This is a genomic window from Paraburkholderia sp. (assembly GCF_035656215.1).
GTDB lineage: Bacteria > Pseudomonadota > Gammaproteobacteria > Burkholderiales > Burkholderiaceae > Paraburkholderia.
On the sequence record NZ_DASRSY010000312.1, the window covers coordinates 1 to 19,266 of the forward strand.

Sequence of the window (19,266 nt, forward strand, 5' to 3'; positions counted from 1 at the left end):
TCGTCGAACCGTGCATCGATACGTGTCTCGCCATTGGCCCGAACGTGCTCGCGCCAATGCATCGCAGTACCTTGCACGTCATTGACAGAAACGGAGGGCGTGAGCGTCGGGCGCAGCGTTTCGACTTCGAGCACCTGCATCGGCAGAACACGTTGCAACGCGCCCGGTGGCAAGCTCGACGGAATGGCGAAGGTCGTGGTCTTCGAACCGCTCCTCGGACCGAATACCCATTGCGCCGGACTCTTTTCGATCTGATCGACCAATGCGTTATCGATCACCGCAATGCTCGGCACCACCACCAGCCTATAAGCCGACAAATCCGCCTTGCTCGACACGATGTCGACGTCAAGGCCGAGCTCGCGCAACGCCTCGTAGTAGTCGAACACCAGCGTCTGGTAATCGAAGGTTTTGCCATGACGCTGAATCTCGAACATCCATTGCGTCTCGTAGTCGAATACGATCGCAACGGCCGCGCGCGAGGGCGCGCCAAGTCCGGACAACGCTGCAGACGAAGCAATCTCGCGCGCCGCCTGCCGCACTTCGAGCCCGCCGGGCGACAGTTCGTTGTTCGGCAGATTCAAGCCGGAATGCATCTGCTCCTGCGCATACGGGCATTGACGCCAGCGGAAATACGACACCAGTTCAGCACCGTGAGCGAACGCCTCATAAGCCCACAGCCTCACCATGCCCTTCGCCGGCACCGGATTCCACGACGCCCAGTTCACCGGTCCCGCTTGTTGCTCCATCACCCAGAAACGTCCGCCGCCAATCGCCCGATAACGATCGTGATCGAACGCGGAGACGTCGGGATGCGCGGTGCGTGCGTAAAGCGCCTTCTGCTCTTCCGGCAGCGCGATCGATTCGGTGCGGGCGATCGGATAGCTGTCCCACGCCGCCACGTCGAGCGCGTTGTCTTCGGCAAAGCGGTAGTGATCGAAGGTCGTGAAAAATCCCATGAAGTTGTGCAGCAGATCCGCCTTGGGCGCATGCTCACGCAGCACGTCGATTTGCTCGCGATGGAAGCTCCCCACCTCATCCGACATGAAGCGGCGGAAGTCGAGCAGATGGATCGGATTCGCATCGGTGGGCGTCAGGTTCGGTAAGCCGATCGCCTCGAACGAGGGATACTCCATGCTCCAGAACACGTTGCCCCACGCCTCGTTCAATGCATCGATGCTCTCGTAGCGATGCTGCAACCAGGTCTGAAAACGCGTCAGCGCGGCGCTCGAATAGCTGGGCACGGTATCGTGACAGCCGAGTTCGTTATCGGTCTGCCACGCGACGATAGAGGAATGCTGCCCATAGCGCTCAGCCATCGCGGTAACGATGCGCACGCACTCACGCCGGTATATCTCACTGGAAATATCGTAATGACGACGCGAGCCGAAATTCCAGCGCGTGCCGTCTGCACGCACCGGCAATACGTCCGGATGCGCGTCGATCAGCCACTTCGGCGGGGACGCGGTCGGTGTGCCCAGCACGAGTTTCAGTCCCGCGGCGGCCAGCGTCTCGACGGCTTCGTCGAGCCATGCCCACTCGAATTCACCGGCACGCGGCTCCATCCGGCTCCACGCGAATTCCGCAATCCGCACATGCGTGATGCCGATTTCGACCATACGCTTTGCGTCGTCGGCCCACATCGAACGCGGCCAATGTTCCGGGTAGTAGCAAACACCAAGTTGCATAAGAGAGTCTCTTTGTTAAATGACGGCAAACGGGCGATCAGCCCTTGCTTGCACCAAAAGTCAGGCCGGCGACGAAATGCTTCTGCATCAGGAAGAACATCAGCACAGAGGGCAATGCGGCAAGCACCGAGCCGGCGGCGACGAGATTCCATGCCGTCGTCCATTGGCCTTTAAGCGCGGCGACGCCCACCGTGATCGGCGCGGCCTCATCGCCTTGCGTAAGGCACAGCGCCCAGAAGTAGTCGTTCCAGACAAACGTGAACACGAGAATGCCGAGTGCGGCGAGCGCGGGCCGGATCAGCGGCAACACGATACGTAAGTAGATCGTCCATTCGCTCGCCCCTTCCACGCGCGCCGCCTCGATCATCTCGAACGGCAACTGCTTGATGAAATTGCGCAGAAACAGCGTGCAAAAGCCGGTCTGGAACGACACATGGAAAATCACCAGCGCCCACACGCTATTGAAAAGACCCACCTTCAGCGCCATGTCGCGCACCGGGATCATCAGAATCTGGATCGGTACGAAGTTGCCGGCTACAAAGGCAAACAGCACAGCGGTATTGCCCGGGAACCGGTAGGTTGCCAACGCAAAGCCCGCCATTGATGCGAGCACGATCGCACCGATCACGGACGGCACCGTAATCAGCACGCTATTGGCGAAGTAATGAAGCATCGGCGTTTGCGTAAGCGCCGTACCGTAGTTCTCGATTAACGCGAAATGCCTGGGCCAGCCCCAGTAGTCGCCTCGCGACAACTCATCCGACGAGCGGATCGACGTAACGAGCACGGCCAGCATCGGCAGTAGCCATATCAGCAGCGCGAACGGCAACGACGCTTTGTACAGCGCGCGATTGAGCGGTTTCCAGCGTTCGACGGGAAGTGGATACATGACACGTGACTCCTGGAAATCAGTGTTCTTCGCGCAGCATGCGGCGCAGATGGAACACGATGTAGACGAGCATGATGGCGAACAGCACAACAGCAATCGCCGCGGAATAGCCTTCGCGGTAGTACTTGATCGCCTGGTCGTACATGTAATAGGCGAGCACGGTGGAACTGTCGAACGGACCGCCGCCGCTCATCACCGCGATCAGGTCGAAGCTGCGCAAGGCGCCGATTACGGTCAGCACTACGGCCATGAACGTCGCGGGACGCAGTTGCGGAAGGATCACGTGCCAGAGCAGACGCACGCCCCTTGCACCCTCCATGCGCGCCGCCTCGACTACTTCGGGATTGATGCCTGTCAGACCAGTGAGGTACAGCACCATGCAGAACGGCGTCTGCGGCCACAGCGCGGCGAAGATGATGCCGAAGGTGACCGTATGCGGATCGCCGAGCACAGGAATGCCGTGACCGACGATCAGCCGCAGCAAGCCGAAACCCGGATCGTAGAACCAGCTGAACACGAGGCCGACCACCACACCCGACAGCACGAATGGCGCGAAAAACAGCGACTTCACGACCCGCATGCCACGGATATGCTGGTTCAGATACAACGCGAACAGCAGCCCGAGCGGCGGCGCCAGCAGGAACAGCGCGAGCCAGATCAGGTTGTTCTTGAGCGCCGTGTAGAACGTGTCCGAGTGAAACAGTTCGATGTAGTTATCGAGGCCAGCGAACGTCTTCGGCGTCATGCCGTCCCAGTTGTAAAAGCTGAGCGAAATACTGCTGATGATCGGATAGACCACGCACAGGCAAAACAACGCACAGCCCGGCAGCAGGAAGAAAAGCGCCGCGCGGTGCTGATGGCGGCGCGTCGTGGAGACGTGCCGGTGCCGCGCCGCGGGTAGGCGGCGCGCTGCGGAATGAGACATGATCGGGCCTGGTCGAAAATCGAAGGAGATCGAAGGCGAGCGCCAGCTATTGCTACACGGCTGGCGCTTCGGGGCTTACTTCTTGTAGATGCGCTTGCGGGTCGCTTCGAGGCGGACCAGCAGGGCGTCGAGTTGCGACGGGTCGCTGTAGAACTGCTGCATTGCCTTCATGCCTTCGTCGGCCATTTCCTTCTGCATGTCGCGATCGTAGAACTGGGCGATGCCGCCCTTCGTGTTAGCGAGCGTCTGGAAGCCGACCTTCGAAATCTCGTCTTCAGGCTCGGCCGCCTGGCTGTTCGACGGCAACGTCCCCCAACCCTTCGCGAGATCGGCGTTGATCTGCGGCTGTTCCATGAAGGCAAGCAGTCTGCGGGCATCGGCCTTGTTCTTTGCTTTGGCCGGAACCAGCAGCACATTGACCGGACCGTCTTCGGCCATCGGTACGTTCGCGTCGATCACCGGGAAGCGGAAGAAACCGGTCTGCGGCCGGAGGGACGCCGGAATACTCGCCGAGAAGAACGTGCCCATCAGCATCATCGAGGCCTTGCCATTCACGAGAAACGGTGCAATCGAATCGAGGTCGTAGGAGAGCGCGTTGTCGATGAAGTAGTGATCGTCGATCAGCGTTTTCCACGCGATGTAGACCTTTTTAACGCGTGCATCGGTGTAGGGAATTTCGCCGGCCATCAATTGCTGGTGGAACGCGTTACCGTTGATGCGCAGGTCGAGATAGTCGAACCACGCGGCAAGCGTCCAGCTATCGCGCGCCGCAACGGCGATCGGTGCAACACCGCTGGCCTTCAGCTTCTTGCAGGTGTCGAGAAATTCATCCCACGTTTTAGGTTCGCCTTTGATGCCGGCCTTCTCGAACAGATCCTTGCGATAGAAGAAGCCGTAGGCGTCGTAACCGAGCGGCGCGGCGTACTGCTTGCCCCTATACGTCGAGGCGTCCTTCACCGACGCATACTGCTGCGACCAGCCGTTCTTGCTCCAGTCCGAGGACAGGTCTTCGAGCAGGCCGCGTTGCGCGTAATACGCCATCCGCTCGCCGTCGTGCCACGACACGACATCAGGCGGATCAGTGGCGAGCCAGCCGCCCATCTGCACCTTGTACGCTTCCTCGCTGATGTAGGTCACCTTGAGGTCGACGTCGGGATTGGCTTTCTTGAACTTGTCGAACGCGTCCTGCCACGTCGAGCGCTGATTACCGCGCGCCGATACGTTGACAGTCAACGTGGCCGCGTCGGCCGCGGTGGCGCAGAGTGTGCCTGCAACCAGCGCGGCGGCGATCGACGCGTATGCCAGACGGCGAAGGCGAAGAGAAATCATCTTATGTCTCCTTGACTACCTTGTTGGCTGACAGCGACTCGCTGCCAGACGATGTACCCGCTCTTTGGCGGAATAGGGATTTGTGAACTCGGTGGCGCCTTGAGTACCCGAGATGCGCCAGACATCTCAAGCGGCAACCCGCTCGGGCTCGAACGTACTGCGCCGCAGTGCAACGCCGTCCGCGTCGAACAGATGACATGCGGAAGGCGGAACGTGAACGCAGATGCGCTCGCCCGACCCGATCGGCGTATCGCCCGCGGCCTTGGCGATGAGCGTGCCGGCCTCGTGATCCGCGTGAATATAGCTGTGCTCGCCGAGCCGTTCCGATAGCACCGTGACGCACTGAATGAACTGCTCGTCACCAGACAGACGCAGATGCTCCGGGCGCACGCCGAGCGTGACGGGCTGGCCGCGCTGAAGACGTTGACCGTCCACGTGAGCGACCAGCCGTTCGCCGCTTTTCGTCAGCGTGACGGACACCTTGCCCGCCTCGATCGAATCGACCACGGCATCGATGAAATTCATTCGCGGCGAACCAATAAAGCCCGCCACAAAGCGCGACTTCGGATGGTGATACAACTCGAGCGGCGCGCCGCTCTGCGCGATGCTGCCGAAGCGCTCGGCATCCGCTCCTGCATGCAGCAACACAATTCTGTCGGCAAGCGTCATCGCCTCGACCTGATCGTGAGTCACATAGACCACGCTCGCGTTCGCGAAGCGCTGGTGCAGGCGAGCGATTTCGACACGCGTCTGGCCGCGCAACGCGGCGTCGAGATTCGACAACGGTTCGTCGAACAGGAACACGCCGGGTTCGCGCACGATCGCCCGGCCGATCGCCACGCGCTGCCGCTGCCCGCCCGAGAGCGCTTTCGGATAACGGTCAAGGAAGGCGTCCAGTTGCAGAATGCGCGCGACTTCGCGCACCTTCCGGTCGATGACATCCTTGGGTTGCTTCGCGAGTTTCAGGCCGAACGCCATGTTGTCGAACACGGTCATGTGCGGAAACAGCGCGTAGCTCTGGAACACCATCGCAACGCCGCGCGCCGCAGCGGGAACATCGTTCACGGGGCGGCCGCCGATGTGCAGCTCGCCTTCGCTCAGGTCTTCGAGACCGGCGATCATTCTCAGCAGAGTCGACTTGCCGCAACCCGAGGGCCCGAGAAACACGCAGAACTCGTGCTGCGCGATCTCGAGATTCACGCGCCGGATCACCGGCGGATGGTCACCGTACGACTTCTGCACGTTCGTAAGACGAATCGTAGCCATGCTGCTGCCTCCTGGATTTAACCGCTTAAATTTCTATGAAAAATAAACGGCTGGCTCTTGTACAGCAGGCATTTAATCGCTTAAATTCGAGTTTGATGGAAAAAGTCATGGTGGGTGTCTCCCTGTGTTTTCCAGCAAGTTATCAACGTCGCCAGTCGCTTGCAACATTTGAATCGTATTCCCTGAATATGGGATAAACAGAAGATGGTTACCCTTTCCGAAGTCGCAAAGCGTGCACACGTCACTGCCGCCACCGTTTCCAATGTCCTGCGCAACCGCGAGAAGGTCCGCCCGGAGACTGCCGAACGCGTGCTCAAGGCGATCGCCGATCTCGGCTACCGCCCCAATCTGAACGCCCGCGCGCTGGCGGAGGGCCACTCGTCGACCTTGGCCTTGATGTTGTCGAACATCTCGAACCCGTTCTACCCCGAGTTCGTGTTGGCCGCCGAGCGAGCGGCACGCAAAGCGGGATACTTCCTGATGGTTTGCAATACTGACGATGATGCGGAGGTCGGCCGTGCGTATCTGAACCAGATCGCCGGCACACTCGCGGACGGTGTCCTCGTGATGAACACGGACATCAAGTTCAACGAATTGTGCGCGTCGGCCACGCACAGTGCGCCGATCTTGCTGGCGATGTGGGAACACCCAGAGGCGCCGCCCGCGCTGCCCTGCATCGCCGTGGATTTTGCCCATGCGGGTGCGCTTGCCGCGCGGCATCTGCTCGAACTCGGTCACCGCGAGATCGGCCTTCTGATCGGCGACGGTTGCGGCGGCTTGCAGGATGCGCGCTCCAATGGATTTCGCGCGGTGATGCGCGAAGCCGGAATCGAAACAGACGCTGCCGCGGTGCTGCAGATCCGCGACTCGATCGACGCCGGTTACGCTGCCTGCATGCAGTTGATGGCGAGCCGCCCTCACCTCACCGCGATTTTCGCGACCAACGACCTGCTGGCGATCGGCGCGGCACAGGCGTTGATCACGCTTGGCCGCGCCGTGCCGAACGATGTGTCGGTCATCGGTATTACCGACATTCAACTGGCGCACCAGGTGCATCCTGCGTTAACGACGGTCGCGATCCAGACGGCGGCCGTCGCGGAGTTGTCGATCGAGAGTCTGATCCGGTTGATCCAGGCGCCTGATCAGCAACCGTCGATGGTGCTCGCGCCGCCGCCGCAACTCGTCGTACGCGCTTCGACGGGGCCACGGCGGGTACGTTGAAATAGTGCTTTTGCTGCGAGTGCTTTTGCTGCGCGCCGCAGACTGCAAGCCAACAAATCCGCTTCATTCCGTTTACAGTCTGCGGCAAGCACTTAAAATAAGCGGCTCGAGACAACGGCGTCTGAACGGATCCCGAGGTTGATGGCGATTCAACGGACCGCCTTCGATGCACACCGCATCGACCATTCAACGGAGGAGACATGCAGACAGGACGCAAGCTCGCAGCAGTCATCGCGTGGGCCGTCACGTGGGCCGGAACAACAGCACTGACGTGCCACGCTGCCAGCGCCGATGAAGTCCCTGTGCAGACCGTCACACTCGCGGGCCTCGCGCAACCCTCGGACATTCTGATCGACCGCTGGGGCGTGCCGCACATCTTCGCGGCGAACGAAAGCGACGCCTTTTTCGTTCAGGGCTTCAACGCGGCACGCGACCGTCTCTTCCAGATCGACTTATGGCGCCGCCGCGGCCTCGGCGAACTCGCCGAGGTATTCGGTCCGGCGTATGTCGACCAGGACAAAGCCACGCGACTGTTTCTCTACCGTGGCGACATGAACGCCGAATGGAAACGCTACGGCCCCGACGCGAAGCCCGTGGCCACGCGTTTCGCCGCCGGCGTGAACGCGTACATCGACTGGCTGGCGGCGCACCCGGACCAGATGCCCTATGAGTTTCGCAAAGTCGGCTACTGGCCGGCGAAATGGTCGGCCGACGACGTCGTGCGCATTCGCAGCCACGGCCTCACGCGTAACCTGACGAGCGAGGTCGCGCGTGCGAAGGTGGCCTGCAAGAGCTCGCTCGATGCCGACTCGGTCCGCTTCGGCTTGCAGCCGGCCTGGCAGCCGCATATGCCCGAGGGGCTCGACCCTTGCCTGCCGGACGATGTGCTGAAGGTCTTCACGCTCGCCATCCAGAACGTGCGCGTGACGCGCGAATCCTTGAAGAGCGCCGATGCATCGGCCACCGTCATTGCCGCCGCCGACAATCCCGAGGAAGTCACCGAAGGCAGCAACAACTGGGTGATCGCGCCGGACAAATCGGCCACCGGCCGCGCGATCATGGCGAACGACCCGCATCGCGCGTATGCGGCGCCGAGCCTGCGTTATATCCAGCAGATCAGCACGCCGACGCTCGACATCATCGGCGGTGGCGAACCGTCGGCGCCAGGCATCTCGATCGGGCACAACGGATCGATCGCGTATGGCCTCACGATCTTCAACATCGATCAGGAAGACCTTTACGTCTACGAGTTGAACCCGGCCAATCCCCATGAATATCGCTACCGGGGTCACTGGGAGCCGATGCATATCGTGCGGGAAACCATCGCCGTGCGTGGCGGCGCACCGGTCGTCGCCGATCTGGCGTTCACCCGGCATGGTCCGGTGATCTACACCGAAGACGCGAAGCATCGGGCATTCGCCGTTCGGACCGCGTGGCTCGCGCCTGGCATGTCGCCGTATTTCGATTCGGTGCGTTACATGCGCGCCAAAAACTTCGCGCAGTTCAAGAGCGCGCTATCGACATGGGGCGCGCCGACCGTCAATCAGGTGTACGCGGATACGCATGGCGACATCGGCTGGGTACCGAGCGGCCTTGCGCCGAAGCGACCGAACTGGGACGGCCTGATGCCCGTGCCAGGCGACGGCCGTTACGAATGGGCCGGCTTCTGGCCGCGTGACGACATGCCGTCGGCCTATAACCCGAAAGCCGGTTATTTCACGACGTCCAACGAGATGAACCTGCCCGCGGACTATCCCAATGCCGAACGCAAACTCGGCTTCGAATGGACCAACAGTTCCCGGCATCAACGCATCGACGAAGTGCTCAAGGCCCTCCCCAAGGTGTCGATTGAAGACTCCGAACGCTTGCAGAACGACATCGAATCTATCCCGGCCCGGCGCCTCGTCGCGCTCCTCACGCCACTCTCGAGCGACGATCCGGACACGCGCGCCGCACTCACCCTGCTCAAGGGCTGGGATGCGCAGATGCGGGCCGATTCCGCGCAAGCCGCACTCGAAGAGGTGTGGCTGAGCCGGCATCTCGGCAGCGCGTTCAAGAACGCCGTCTTGCCGAAGGCAGCAGCGGCGTCGTTCGGTGCGCCGGATACCGCCGTGATGCTGGATTCCCTCGAACATCCCCAGGCACGCTTTGGCGAGCATGCCGCGGCGAAGCGCGACGCGGTGCTGCTGGCAAGCCTGCATGACGCCTACGGCGAAATGGTGCAACTGCAAGGCACGGATACGAGCCGCTGGCAGTGGGGCAAGCTGCAAACCAACCTGAACGCGCATCCGTTCGCCGACCTCGTCGATGCCGACATGCGCGCCAAGCTGAACGTCGGGCCGCTCGGCAAAGGCGGAAGTGCCTACACGCCGAATCAGTCGACGTATCGCGCGAGCGATTTCCGACAGACCAATGGGCCTTCGTTCCGGGTGATCGTCGACGTCGGCAACTGGGATAACTCGCGCGCCGTGAACCTGCCGGGCGAATCCGGCGATCCGGACAGCCCGCACTATCGCGACCTTGCGCAGATGTGGCTCGACGGCCAGTACTTCCCGCTGCTTTATTCGCGTGCGGCCGTCGAGGCCGCCACCGAGAAGCGCATCCACCTCGTGCCGGGTGCGCAGACGAATTGACCCCGTCCCCCCGCTGCCGCAGCAGAAAATGCTGTGGCAGCGCGAATAGCGCGGCAACGCATGAGCTCGGTGAAGGAACCCGTCGGCGTGGTCGCGGCGATCACGCCGTGGAACTTCCCGCTGGCAATGATCGCGCGCAAGATCGCGCCCGCGCTCGCCGCCGGATGCACGGTTGTCGCCAAACCCGCCGAAGACACGCCGCTCACCGCGCTCGCTCAGGAAGCGGGCTTGCCGGACGGCGTGCTGAACATGCTGTCGGCTTTGCGTGAAGAAGGGATTGCGGCGGTCGCAGACTGGCTCGCCGACGCGCGCGTGCGCAAGATCACGTTCACAGGCTCGACGCCGGTCGGCAAGCATCTCGCCCGCGAATCGGCTGGCACGCTGAAGAAGCTGTCACTGGAATTGGGCGGCAACGCGCCCTTCACCGTATTCGACGACGCCGATCTCGACTCGGCAGTGACGGGTTTGATGGCCTCCAAGTTCCGCAACGGCGGTCAGACTTGCGTGTGCCCGAACCGCGTCTATGTGCAATCAGGCGTGCGATTTACGCCATGTTCCATCAGCCATCGATCGTGCAAGAAGCCCGCTGAAGCTGTTCTCAGGATGAGATCATCGAGTAGAGGCTCATGAACACACCGTATGTTCTTCGGAGCAGCATGCGTGGCGATCAGGCTTCGGTGTTATGAATGAAATACGGCGGTACGTCCGGCCCCCACAGATAAAGCGAGTCTTCAGGCGGAAAGTCGCCGGCCGACCAGACCCGGCCCGCGGTCACAAAATCGATATCCGCGGAAAACTCGGAGAACGAGCCCCACGGGTCCATCACGTAGTGGAAGTAGTTCGAACCGAGCACATGGCGGCCCGTGCCCCAGCCGCGCGTGTAACCCGCAACCGCCATTTGCGACGAACCGGCGCCGACTTCATCGATACCGTCGACATCCCATGCGACGTGATGCCAGCCCTTCGCGCTGCTCTTCGCGAACGCGACAAGATGGTGGTCGCTGCCGTGCACACCGTGCATGAATGCGATGATATCGGCTGAACGGTCGGACAGACGCAGGCCTAACGCGCGCTGATAGAAACCGGTTGCACGCAGCGTATCCGGCGTAAACAGCAGCACGTGGCTCATGCGTCGCGGCCTCACAGTACGCGCCTGCGACCGCGGATGCGAGCCGCGGCGATCGGCATCCACTTCAGAGCGGCCAAATGGCGTTTTTTGAGTAGGCGTGGTTTTCGGTCCGACACCAACGTGAATCAGATTGCCGTCGGGATCGACGAACCACAGACCGTTGTTCGTATGTTGCCGCCCTTCGGCAAGCGCAGCGATGTCAGCGCCGACACGGCCGCCTGCGTCGCGCACCTGGCGCTCAAGGGTCTCGAGATCGCCTTCAAAACAATTGAAGCTGAGATACGCGAGCGACTTACTCGCGGCTGGAAGAATACGCGCCCAACGGTGTCCGTCGAGAGCGCGCAGTTCCAGTTCCGTATCGGGGCCCTCACCGATGTCGCGCACGTCGAGACCGAACGCGCTGTAGAAATGCCGCGCGTCGACGATCGAAGGCACGTTCAGCGCGAAATGATCGATTGAATGAACGGCGGCGCGGCGCGTGGATGCATCGTTGCTCATCTCTGTCTCCAGCGAGATAGTACCCAACTCCTGACGCGGCGCCGGTAACGGCCTCTATGGGCCGTGCGGCGGCACCGCGCGTGAACCACCCGGGCGCGTCAGCCGCGCGCGGGTTCCTGCACGATCGGATTGCGCAACGGCATGAATCCGTCGACGGTCACTTCGCAAACGTCACCCGGTTTCATCAGCAGCTTCGGCTCACGTGCCCAGCCAATACCCGACGGCGTGCCGGTCACGATGATATCGCCCGCTTCGAGCGTGATCGCTTCGCTGATCGTGGAGATCAGCGTTTCGATGTCGAACACCATGGTGTCGGTCGATGCGGATTGCACGATCTCGCCGTTCAGGCGCGTTTCCAGTTGCAAACCGCGTGCACCGTGCGGGACTTCATCCGGCGTGACGAGTTCAGGACCGAAAGCACCCGTGCCGTCGAAGTTCTTGCCAACCGTCCATTGCGGCGTCTTGAACTGATAGTCGCGCACCGAGCCGTCATTGAAGAGCGCGTAGCCCGCAACGTGCGAGAGCGCGTCGGCCTGAGCGATATGACGGCCACCGCTTTTCAGCACGACAGCCAGCTCGCCTTCGTAATCGAGCGCATCGGACACGTTCGGACGCACGATCGGTTCGTTATGCGCGACGAGGCTGGTGTTCACACGCAGGAACAGCGTCGGATAAGCCGGCTGTTCGTACTTGCTCTCCTGCGTATGTTCGCTGTAATTCAGACCCACACAGATCACCTTGCCTGAGCGCGTGAGCGGCGGCAGAAACTTCAGCTCCGCCACAGACCGCTCGCCACTGACTTCGGCGCCCGCCGCGTACGACACGAGATCGACGCCTCTTGCCAGCAGATCGTCGAGCGACGCCGGGCCCAGCACCTTCACCTTGCCATCTTTCAGCAGACCCAGTTTGCGTTGCCCCTCTTCTTCAAACTGCACGAATCGCATTTCGTCCTCCTCCAATGTTGAGGACGATCTTAAGGTAAAAATATATATAAAACAACTTTAAATATTTTTTATTGCCGACGTATGCAGCGCATCGGCCACCAGCCGTGCGGTCGTACCGAAATGATCCGCGAGCAGCGAGCCCGCCAGCTCGACGTCATGCGATAGCACCGCCTCGACGATCGCCTCGTGTTCGTTGGCGACACTGCGGTCGTGCCCATGCGGCGCGGTAGCCGACAGGTGCCGGTAACGCGCGGTCTGATCGCGCAGCATGGTCGCGAACTGCGTCAGCCACGGTGACTGACAGCCGGCAATCAACGTTTCGTGGAACCGGTTATGGGCGATTTCCCACTCGGGATTCAGCCGGTCGGGATTGGCTGGGTCGTAGACGGGCAAACGCTGAAGCAGATGATGCGCAGCCAGCAGTTCGCCTTCCCAGCGCGCATCGCGACGGCGGATCGCCCGTGTGATCGCCAGCCGCTCGATGTCCTGGCGCGTCTGCGTGATGTCCTCCAGTTCGTCCAGCGAGACCTCGGCGACGCGGAAGCCCTTCTGGTCGATCGCCACGACAAAACCGCTCGCGCTCAGGCGCGACAACGCTTCGCGCAATGGAATGGCGCCCACGTCGTAGCGCTCGCCGAGCTCCCGCACGCGCAGCTTGCTGCCTGGCTCCAGCAGACCGGCGATGATGTCGCGCCGTAACGTGGTTTCCAGCGCGGAAGCTATCGTGCGGCCCGAGCCGTCGTCGAGTACTGCTGTCGCGTCGCTCATGCCGCGTCCTCAATCTGATGGAAGTGAGATAAACACGAATTTTATATATATTTTTTGATTTTACCAGCTTCATCGTCGAACAGCGGCTGCGGCGCCGGGACCGCCTCCCGGCGCATGGGCATTGCATCGTGCGCGGCACAACCCGCTATCCTTTACCTACCGAAGATCAGGGGAAAAAATGGATATGAATCTCAGGGCCTTACAGTGCTTCGTGATTCTGGCAGAGGAGCTCAATTTCAGCCGCCCGCCGAGCGTCTGCATATCGCGCAGCCCGCGCTGAGCCAGCAGATCCGTTCGCTCGAAGAACGGCTCGGCACGCAGTTGGTGAATCGCGCAAGGCGCCCGTTGAGTCTGACCGAGGCCGGCCACTGGCGGTTTCGCTGCTCAGCGACAACATGGCGCGCGCGAGCGGCATGGTCGGCTTGCGGCCCTATCATCAGCCAAAGCCGATGGCCGGCACCGCGGTCACAGTGCATACCCGTCCCGGCGACAACCTGGCGATCCATCGCGCGTTCGACTTTTGCCGGCCCGGCGATGTCCTCGTGATCGACGGCTCCGGAGATCTGACGCAAGCGCTGATGGGCGAGATCATGGCCAGCTTCGCGGAAAGCCAATGGGAGTTTCGACCGCTCGTGGGTCGTGCCTCATCGCGACCGGATGATGAACAACTGACTTCACGCGCGGCGCTGGAGCGTGCATGATGCTGCCGGTTCGCCGCGCACTGTGGGTCGCGTACTGCATCTCGGCCGCGAGCGACTAATGCCCTGGCTTCAGCGCCGCATACGTCCCCGGTGTAATCCCATAGGCCCGCTTGAAAAGCCGGTTGAGATGGCTTTGATCGTAAAAGCCGACAGCCGCGGCAGCCGTCGCCGCGCTATGTCCCGCCGCCAGCATCCGTTTTGCCGCGAGCAGCCGCACCTGTGTTGCATAGGCGTGCGGCGGCAGTCCAAACTCTTTACAAAAGGCACGCGTGAGGTAATAGCGGCTTAGACCCACCAGTTCCGCCAACTCATCGACCGGAATATCGCGCGCATAGTTGGCGGCGACATACTCGCGCACTTGCGCCATCTTGCGGGCTTCGCGCGGCGCTTCGCCGAGTTCGTGCCTCGATTGCCCATATCGTCCGACCAGCATCCCCATCGCGGCCCACCAATTCGCCTGCCGCTCCATCAGCGAAACGGAGCCGTGTTCATCCAGACTCGCATGCGCTTTGACCAGCAGACCGGCGAGGTGCGCATCCTGATAGAGCCCCGGCGGGATCAGAAGCGGTTTGTCGGGACGCGAGTCGGGCAAGAACACAGCGCCCAACGTCCCCAGCCCCTCCATGTCGAGATAGATGGCGCGGTAGATCCATTCGCGACCTTCCCACACCTCGCCGCTGTGGTACTCGCCTGGCCCGAACACGAGCACGCTGCCAGGTCCGGCGACGTCGCTGCCGGTGCGCGTATGACATTGGCCCGCACCAGTTTGCGTCATGACGATAACGAGTTCATCGTGCAGATGCCGGTCGAATTTGTGCTCGCCGTAGCGGGCGCTGGCGAGACAGGCGCCGTCGAGCGCGCCGTCTCGCCAGCACACCACCTCCGGGCCGTTTTTATCCGATGTGTCCATGGGTCGCTCTCCCGGGATGCCCTTCAAACCAGCTCTATTCTCACCCGGCGATTGCGGCGCCCCTTGTTCTCGATCTTCACGAAGCGGATCGGTCTCGATTGCGCTGTATTGGTCAGATGCGTGCCGCCGCAAGCCTGCCGGTCCAGGTCGCCGATTTCGACGATCCGCACCGTGCCGTCGGATGTCGGCGGCGGCGCCACTGACAGGCTGCGGATCAGGCCCTGGGTCGACTTTGCTTCCGTTGCGCTCACGTAATAGGTGCGCACGTCCATCGCGCTGCGGATCACCTCGTTAGCGGGCTCCTCCAGCAGGCGCAGCGCGTCGTTATCCGCTTCGGGTAGATCGAAGTCCATGCGGGCAGTGCCGTCGGCATTGATCTGCGCGCCGGTCACGAGCGCACCGGCGAAGCGCTGATACACGAGGGCGTTGAGAATATGCGTGGCCGTATGAAGCTGGGCGACGGTGGCGCGCCGGGCCGCGTCGACGGCTACGTGCACGTTGCCGTTCAGTTCGAGCGGTTCATCGAGCAGATGCCACAGCATGCCGCCTTCCGGCTCGACGCCGGTAATGCGAACGGCGCCGTGCGCATGCGTCAGCGTCGCCGCATCCGAGACCTGACCGCCGCCGCCAGGGTGCAAGGCCGAGCGGCCTAGCACAACTGCGCCGGGCCGCGAAGCGATCACGCTCGTTTCGAACTCGAGTAAGTCCGGCTGCTCATGGCAAAGATAGTGCGGCACCTTGATGTCCTCGCATGAAATGACTGATTACGCCTAGCATAACCAGTCTCATGGGAGGTCGTCTTGGTTAAAAATGCCCTTTACGGCTGGGGCCGGATCATGACTGCCTGTCTTCGCTACTTCCACCGCGGGCGCGATCACATCGATTTCGTCGTCCGGAAACAAACCTCCGATTGATATAATTTTCCAGGCGCACATGACCGGGCACGCTCGCCATGGGCCAATATTTCGCCTGTCATACGCCAATCTGACTGGAAGATTCGATGTCCCAACAAATCGCCAACGCGAGTCGACCGCCCACCCTTACCGGGCTTTTCCTTATATTCAGCCGTATCGGACTCACCAGCTTCGGTGGCGGCCTGAGCGGCTGGCTCCTGCGGGAATTCGTCCAGGATCGCGACTGGATCAGTGAAGAAGACTTTTTGAACGGCCTGGCCATTTCTCAGGCGTTGCCGGGCATCAACGTCAAAAACATGGCGATATGGATCGGCCACCGTCTGCTCGGCTGGCGCGGCGCGCTGCTGGCGGTCGCCGGCATCATCATCCCGCCCGCCATTTTCATTGTTATTCTCGGCACGCTTTTCAGTCATCTGCTGCAGTTCCCGATCGCTCACATCCTGCTCGCGGGCGCGGCAGCCGCGGCCACCGGCCTGTCTTTATCAATGGGCGTGACGACCGCGCTCCGGGTGCGGCGCAGACTCCTTCCTCTGCTCTTCCTCGCGGGCACCTTCATCGCGGTCGGTATATTGCGCCTGCCGCTGGTGTGGGTCGTGGCAGGCGCCGGTGGCCTGAGCGTGCTGGCCGAATACATCAAACTACGCAAAGCCTAGCCATGTCGAGTCGCGTTCTTCTACAGCTAACGGCGGTTTTCGCGCCCCTGTCACTGGTCACGATAGGTGGCGGCCAGGCCATCATCGCCGATATCCAACGGCAGGTTGTCGACGTACATGGATGGATGACGCATGCCCAGTTCGCCGTCGACTTTGCCATCTCGCGCATGGCGCCTGGCCCCGGCTCGCTGCTGGCTACATTGATCGGCTGGCAGATCGCGGGCTTCTGGGGCGCTGTCGTGGCCACGCTGGCATTGCTCGCCCCTACCGGCATCCTGATCTACGGCGTGACGCACATCTGGACACGCTATCAAGGCGCGGCGTGGCAATTGGCGCTCGAGCGTGGGCTACGGCCTGTTGCATCCGGCATGATCCTCGCTGCGGGCTGGGTTCTGCTGAAGTCGCTCGACGGTGGGCTTCCGGCCAAAGCGATTGCCCTCGTTTCAGTCGCGACGCTGCTCAGCACGCGAATCAATCCGCTGCTTTTATTGCTTTGCGGTGCATTGCTGTTGCTCGGCATGTCTGAATTTGGCGCCACGCTGCCGGCTATGCTTCAAGTGCATACAGCAAGTTAGCGCCAGCTCATCATGGAAGATGCCGGGCAAGCGCGCGTCAGCTTCGCTGGGCACCTGCCAACGCACCGATCCATGTGATGGAGAACGAACTCAAGTACTCGGTACTATTCAATGCAAGGTACTGTTTTATGCGCAGGACAAGCACCCTGGCCGGGTCGCGGGGGAAAACCGCATGCGCCAGTCCTCCAGTGAGGCTGGACGGGCCGGACAGCCAGACGAAGCCGCTCACCGGACCGGCCGCACGACCATTCGCCGCATTAATACAAAGGATTAGAAAACAGACTTTTACTTATTGTTTTTGGCTCCCGATAAAGGCATCAGGACATACGTGCAATGGGTGCATTCATCCGCTGAAACCGCCATGCCTCAAGGCCCAAGTTGATCAGCATTAGAACAATGAAGTTGACGGACACTGACATGCTAACGAACACTACGTGCACGACAGCAAGCGAGAACCAGGGAGTCTTCTGAAATGCAATCCACGCCAACACCCGATCGCATGAGCGACAAACCCGCGCCGCTCGGCACCGAACAGCAGGTACGCGAGGACCTGGCGGCGCTCTACCGGCTGGCCGCTCACTTCCGCATGACGGACATGATCGACACGCACATCACGGCGCGCCTGCCCGGCTCGCCGGGCGAGCCGGCGGCATTTCTGATCAACCGCTATGGCGTGCTGTTTCATGAGATGCGCGCGTCGGACCTCGTGAAGATCGATCATCTCGGCAACGTCATCGACAAGCGGGCGCGCAGCGAACCGGCCTTGTTTCGCGTAAACGCCGCCGGGTTCACGATTCATTCGGCTATCCACGCGGCACGCGACGATCTGCATTTCGTGATCCATACGCATACTGCCGCCGGAACAGCGGTATCGGCGCAGGAACAGGGGCTGCTGCCGATCAGTCAGCATGCGTTGAAGTTCTACGGCAAGCTCGCCTATCACGATTACGAAGGCATCGCGCTCGAACTCGGCGAGCGCGAGCGTCTGGTGCGCGACCTCGGTTCCTGCAAGGCGATGATTCTGCGCAATCACGGGCTGCTTGCAGCAGGCGCCACGGCCGCCGAAGCGTTCCACGAAATCTATTTCCTCGAGCGGGCCTGTCAGGCACAAATTCAGGCGCTGGCCGGCGGCAGCGCGCTGCGCATCCCGCCGCGAGAAGTGTGCGAGTTGACCGCGAGCCAGTTCGCTCGCGACGACTCTGCGGGAATTTCGGAGTTGGCGTGGCGCGCGGCGTTACGGTTGATCGACGACCCGCTATCCGACTATCGCAACTAGACCCGTTATCCGATTCGATGCAATGACCCAATTAGTTCTGGTGAGCCGTGACTTCGACTTGTCACACCTGGTGCAACCGATTCAGCGCGCCGCCCCTGACCTCGATGTCGTGATGCACGGCGAGCACGCCGCCGATGCAGAAATCGCCGTGTGCTGGAATCCACCGGCAGGCGCGCTGGCAGCGTTGCCCAAACTCCGGCTCGTGCACAGCATCGCCGCCGGCGTCGACAACATTCTGTCCGACCCTACCCTGCCCGCCGTACCGCTGTGCCGGGTCGTCGATCCGCAACACGCACGTGGCATGAGCGAATTCGTTACGTGGGGCGTGCTGCACTTTCATCGCCAACTCGACCGCGTGCTCGCCAATCAGCGTCTTGACCGCTGGTTCCGTCACGAACAGCGTGACGCTTCCGAATGCGCCGTCGGCGTCATGGGACTGGGAGAAATCGGCAGCCGCGTCGCCACGGATTTGCAGCGCTTCGGCTTCGCGGTGCACGGATGGGCACGCAAGCCTCGTGAACTGCCGGGCGTGACGACCTTCGCCGGTCCGCAGGAATTCAAGCCATTCCTCCAGGGCACGGACATCCTCGTGTGTCTCCTGCCGCTCACGCACGAAACCCGCTGGATTCTCAACGCGAACACTTTCGAACATTTGCGGCCGGGCGCGAAACTGATCCACGTCGGCCGGGGCGAACATCTGGCGCCCGCGGACCTGATCGCGGCGCTGACGAGCGGGCAGATCGGCGGTGCGATCGTCGACGTGTTCCCGACCGAACCCTTACCCCGCGAAGATCATTTATGGCGGGCACCGAATCTGATCGTGACGCCGCACATGGCGTCAGTCGCAAGCGCGGAAACGATCGGAACGCAGGTGGCGCACAACGCACGCAGACTGATCCGCGGCGAACCGCTGCAGAATGTAGTCGACGTTACGCGTGGCTATTGAGTGT

At 61.7% G+C, this 19,266-nt stretch carries 16 protein-coding genes and 3 pseudogenes; 9 read left to right on the forward strand and 10 right to left on the reverse strand.

Annotated features, from left to right (window positions below; translation table 11 throughout):
• The 5 genes from VFE81_RS17670 to VFE81_RS17690 all read right to left on the reverse strand — a co-directional run.
• Nucleotides 1-1,685, reverse strand: a 1,685-nt coding sequence (locus VFE81_RS17670) for a beta-galactosidase (RefSeq protein WP_325045830.1), incomplete at its 3' end; no start/stop codon positions are given.
• Nucleotides 1,686-1,722: 37 nt separating this feature from the next.
• The gene (locus VFE81_RS17675) at nucleotides 1,723-2,574 is read right to left on the reverse strand and encodes a carbohydrate ABC transporter permease (protein ID WP_325045831.1); all 852 of its coding nucleotides are present in this window, start codon (nucleotides 2,572-2,574) and stop codon (nucleotides 1,723-1,725) included.
• Nucleotides 2,575-2,593: 19 nt separating this feature from the next.
• Nucleotides 2,594-3,499 (reverse strand): sugar ABC transporter permease, encoded by a 906-nt coding sequence (locus tag VFE81_RS17680; protein ID WP_325045832.1) that lies wholly within the window; start codon nucleotides 3,497-3,499, stop codon nucleotides 2,594-2,596.
• A gap of 75 nt (nucleotides 3,500-3,574) precedes the next feature.
• Nucleotides 3,575-4,828: an ABC transporter substrate-binding protein gene (locus VFE81_RS17685; RefSeq protein WP_325045833.1), complete on the reverse strand. Its 1,254-nt coding sequence runs from the start codon at nucleotides 4,826-4,828 to the stop codon at nucleotides 3,575-3,577.
• A gap of 126 nt (nucleotides 4,829-4,954) precedes the next feature.
• A complete protein-coding gene (locus VFE81_RS17690) occupies nucleotides 4,955-6,094 on the reverse strand; it encodes a sn-glycerol-3-phosphate ABC transporter ATP-binding protein UgpC (protein ID WP_325045834.1) in 1,140 nt (379 codons plus the stop codon).
• Between the two features lie 204 nt (nucleotides 6,095-6,298).
• Here VFE81_RS17690 and VFE81_RS17695 point away from each other — a divergent pair, with 204 nt between their 5' ends.
• The 3 genes and pseudogenes from VFE81_RS17695 to VFE81_RS17705 all read left to right on the forward strand — a co-directional run.
• Nucleotides 6,299-7,315, forward strand: coding sequence for a LacI family DNA-binding transcriptional regulator (locus tag VFE81_RS17695; protein ID WP_325045835.1), 1,017 nt, complete (start codon nucleotides 6,299-6,301; stop codon nucleotides 7,313-7,315).
• A 200-nt stretch (nucleotides 7,316-7,515) separates the two neighbouring features.
• Nucleotides 7,516-9,948 (forward strand): penicillin acylase family protein, encoded by a 2,433-nt coding sequence (locus VFE81_RS17700; protein ID WP_325045836.1) that lies wholly within the window; start codon nucleotides 7,516-7,518, stop codon nucleotides 9,946-9,948.
• Nucleotides 9,949-10,002: 54 nt separating this feature from the next.
• Nucleotides 10,003-10,488: pseudogene (locus VFE81_RS17705) on the forward strand (aldehyde dehydrogenase family protein); the annotation flags it as partial.
• Between the two features lie 127 nt (nucleotides 10,489-10,615).
• Here VFE81_RS17705 and VFE81_RS17710 read toward each other — a convergent pair.
• From VFE81_RS17710 to VFE81_RS17720, 3 genes are all read right to left on the reverse strand, one after another.
• Nucleotides 10,616-11,575, reverse strand: a complete 960-nt coding sequence (locus VFE81_RS17710) for a VOC family protein (RefSeq protein ID WP_325045837.1) — start codon at nucleotides 11,573-11,575, stop codon at nucleotides 10,616-10,618.
• A gap of 98 nt (nucleotides 11,576-11,673) precedes the next feature.
• Nucleotides 11,674-12,519 (reverse strand): fumarylacetoacetate hydrolase family protein, encoded by an 846-nt coding sequence (locus tag VFE81_RS17715; protein WP_325045838.1) that lies wholly within the window; start codon nucleotides 12,517-12,519, stop codon nucleotides 11,674-11,676.
• A gap of 57 nt (nucleotides 12,520-12,576) precedes the next feature.
• Nucleotides 12,577-13,287: an FCD domain-containing protein gene (locus VFE81_RS17720; RefSeq protein ID WP_325045839.1), complete on the reverse strand. Its 711-nt coding sequence runs from the start codon at nucleotides 13,285-13,287 to the stop codon at nucleotides 12,577-12,579.
• Nucleotides 13,288-13,471: 184 nt separating this feature from the next.
• Here VFE81_RS17720 and VFE81_RS17725 point away from each other — a divergent pair.
• Nucleotides 13,472-13,659 (forward strand): annotated as a pseudogene (locus VFE81_RS17725) (LysR family transcriptional regulator); the annotation flags it as partial.
• Nucleotides 13,650-13,898, forward strand: a pseudogene (locus tag VFE81_RS17730) (RraA family protein); the annotation flags it as partial. The pseudogenes VFE81_RS17725 and VFE81_RS17730, both read left to right, overlap by 10 nt.
• A gap of 145 nt (nucleotides 13,899-14,043) precedes the next feature.
• On the opposite strand, the gene VFE81_RS17735 reads toward VFE81_RS17730, so the two are convergent.
• On the reverse strand, nucleotides 14,044-14,898 hold the full coding sequence (locus VFE81_RS17735; RefSeq protein ID WP_325045840.1) for an AraC family transcriptional regulator: 855 nt from the start codon (nucleotides 14,896-14,898) through the stop codon (nucleotides 14,044-14,046).
• Nucleotides 14,899-14,921: 23 nt separating this feature from the next.
• Nucleotides 14,922-15,635 (reverse strand): alanyl-tRNA editing protein, encoded by a 714-nt coding sequence (locus VFE81_RS17740; protein ID WP_325045841.1) that lies wholly within the window; start codon nucleotides 15,633-15,635, stop codon nucleotides 14,922-14,924.
• Between the two features lie 263 nt (nucleotides 15,636-15,898).
• Here VFE81_RS17740 and VFE81_RS17745 point away from each other — a divergent pair, with 263 nt between their 5' ends.
• The 4 genes from VFE81_RS17745 (at nucleotide 15,899) to VFE81_RS17760 (ending at nucleotide 19,262) form a co-directional block, all read left to right on the forward strand.
• Nucleotides 15,899-16,465, forward strand: coding sequence for a chromate transporter (locus VFE81_RS17745; protein WP_325045842.1), 567 nt, complete (start codon nucleotides 15,899-15,901; stop codon nucleotides 16,463-16,465).
• A gap of 2 nt (nucleotides 16,466-16,467) precedes the next feature.
• A complete protein-coding gene (locus tag VFE81_RS17750; protein ID WP_325045843.1) occupies nucleotides 16,468-17,040 on the forward strand; it encodes a chromate transporter in 573 nt (190 codons plus the stop codon).
• Between the two features lie 499 nt (nucleotides 17,041-17,539).
• Nucleotides 17,540-18,316: a class II aldolase/adducin family protein gene (locus tag VFE81_RS17755; protein WP_325045854.1), complete on the forward strand. Its 777-nt coding sequence runs from the start codon at nucleotides 17,540-17,542 to the stop codon at nucleotides 18,314-18,316.
• Nucleotides 18,317-18,338: 22 nt separating this feature from the next.
• The gene (locus VFE81_RS17760; RefSeq protein ID WP_325045844.1) at nucleotides 18,339-19,262 is read left to right on the forward strand and encodes a glyoxylate/hydroxypyruvate reductase A; all 924 of its coding nucleotides are present in this window, start codon (nucleotides 18,339-18,341) and stop codon (nucleotides 19,260-19,262) included.
• The last annotated feature ends 4 nt before the right edge of the window (nucleotides 19,263-19,266 follow it).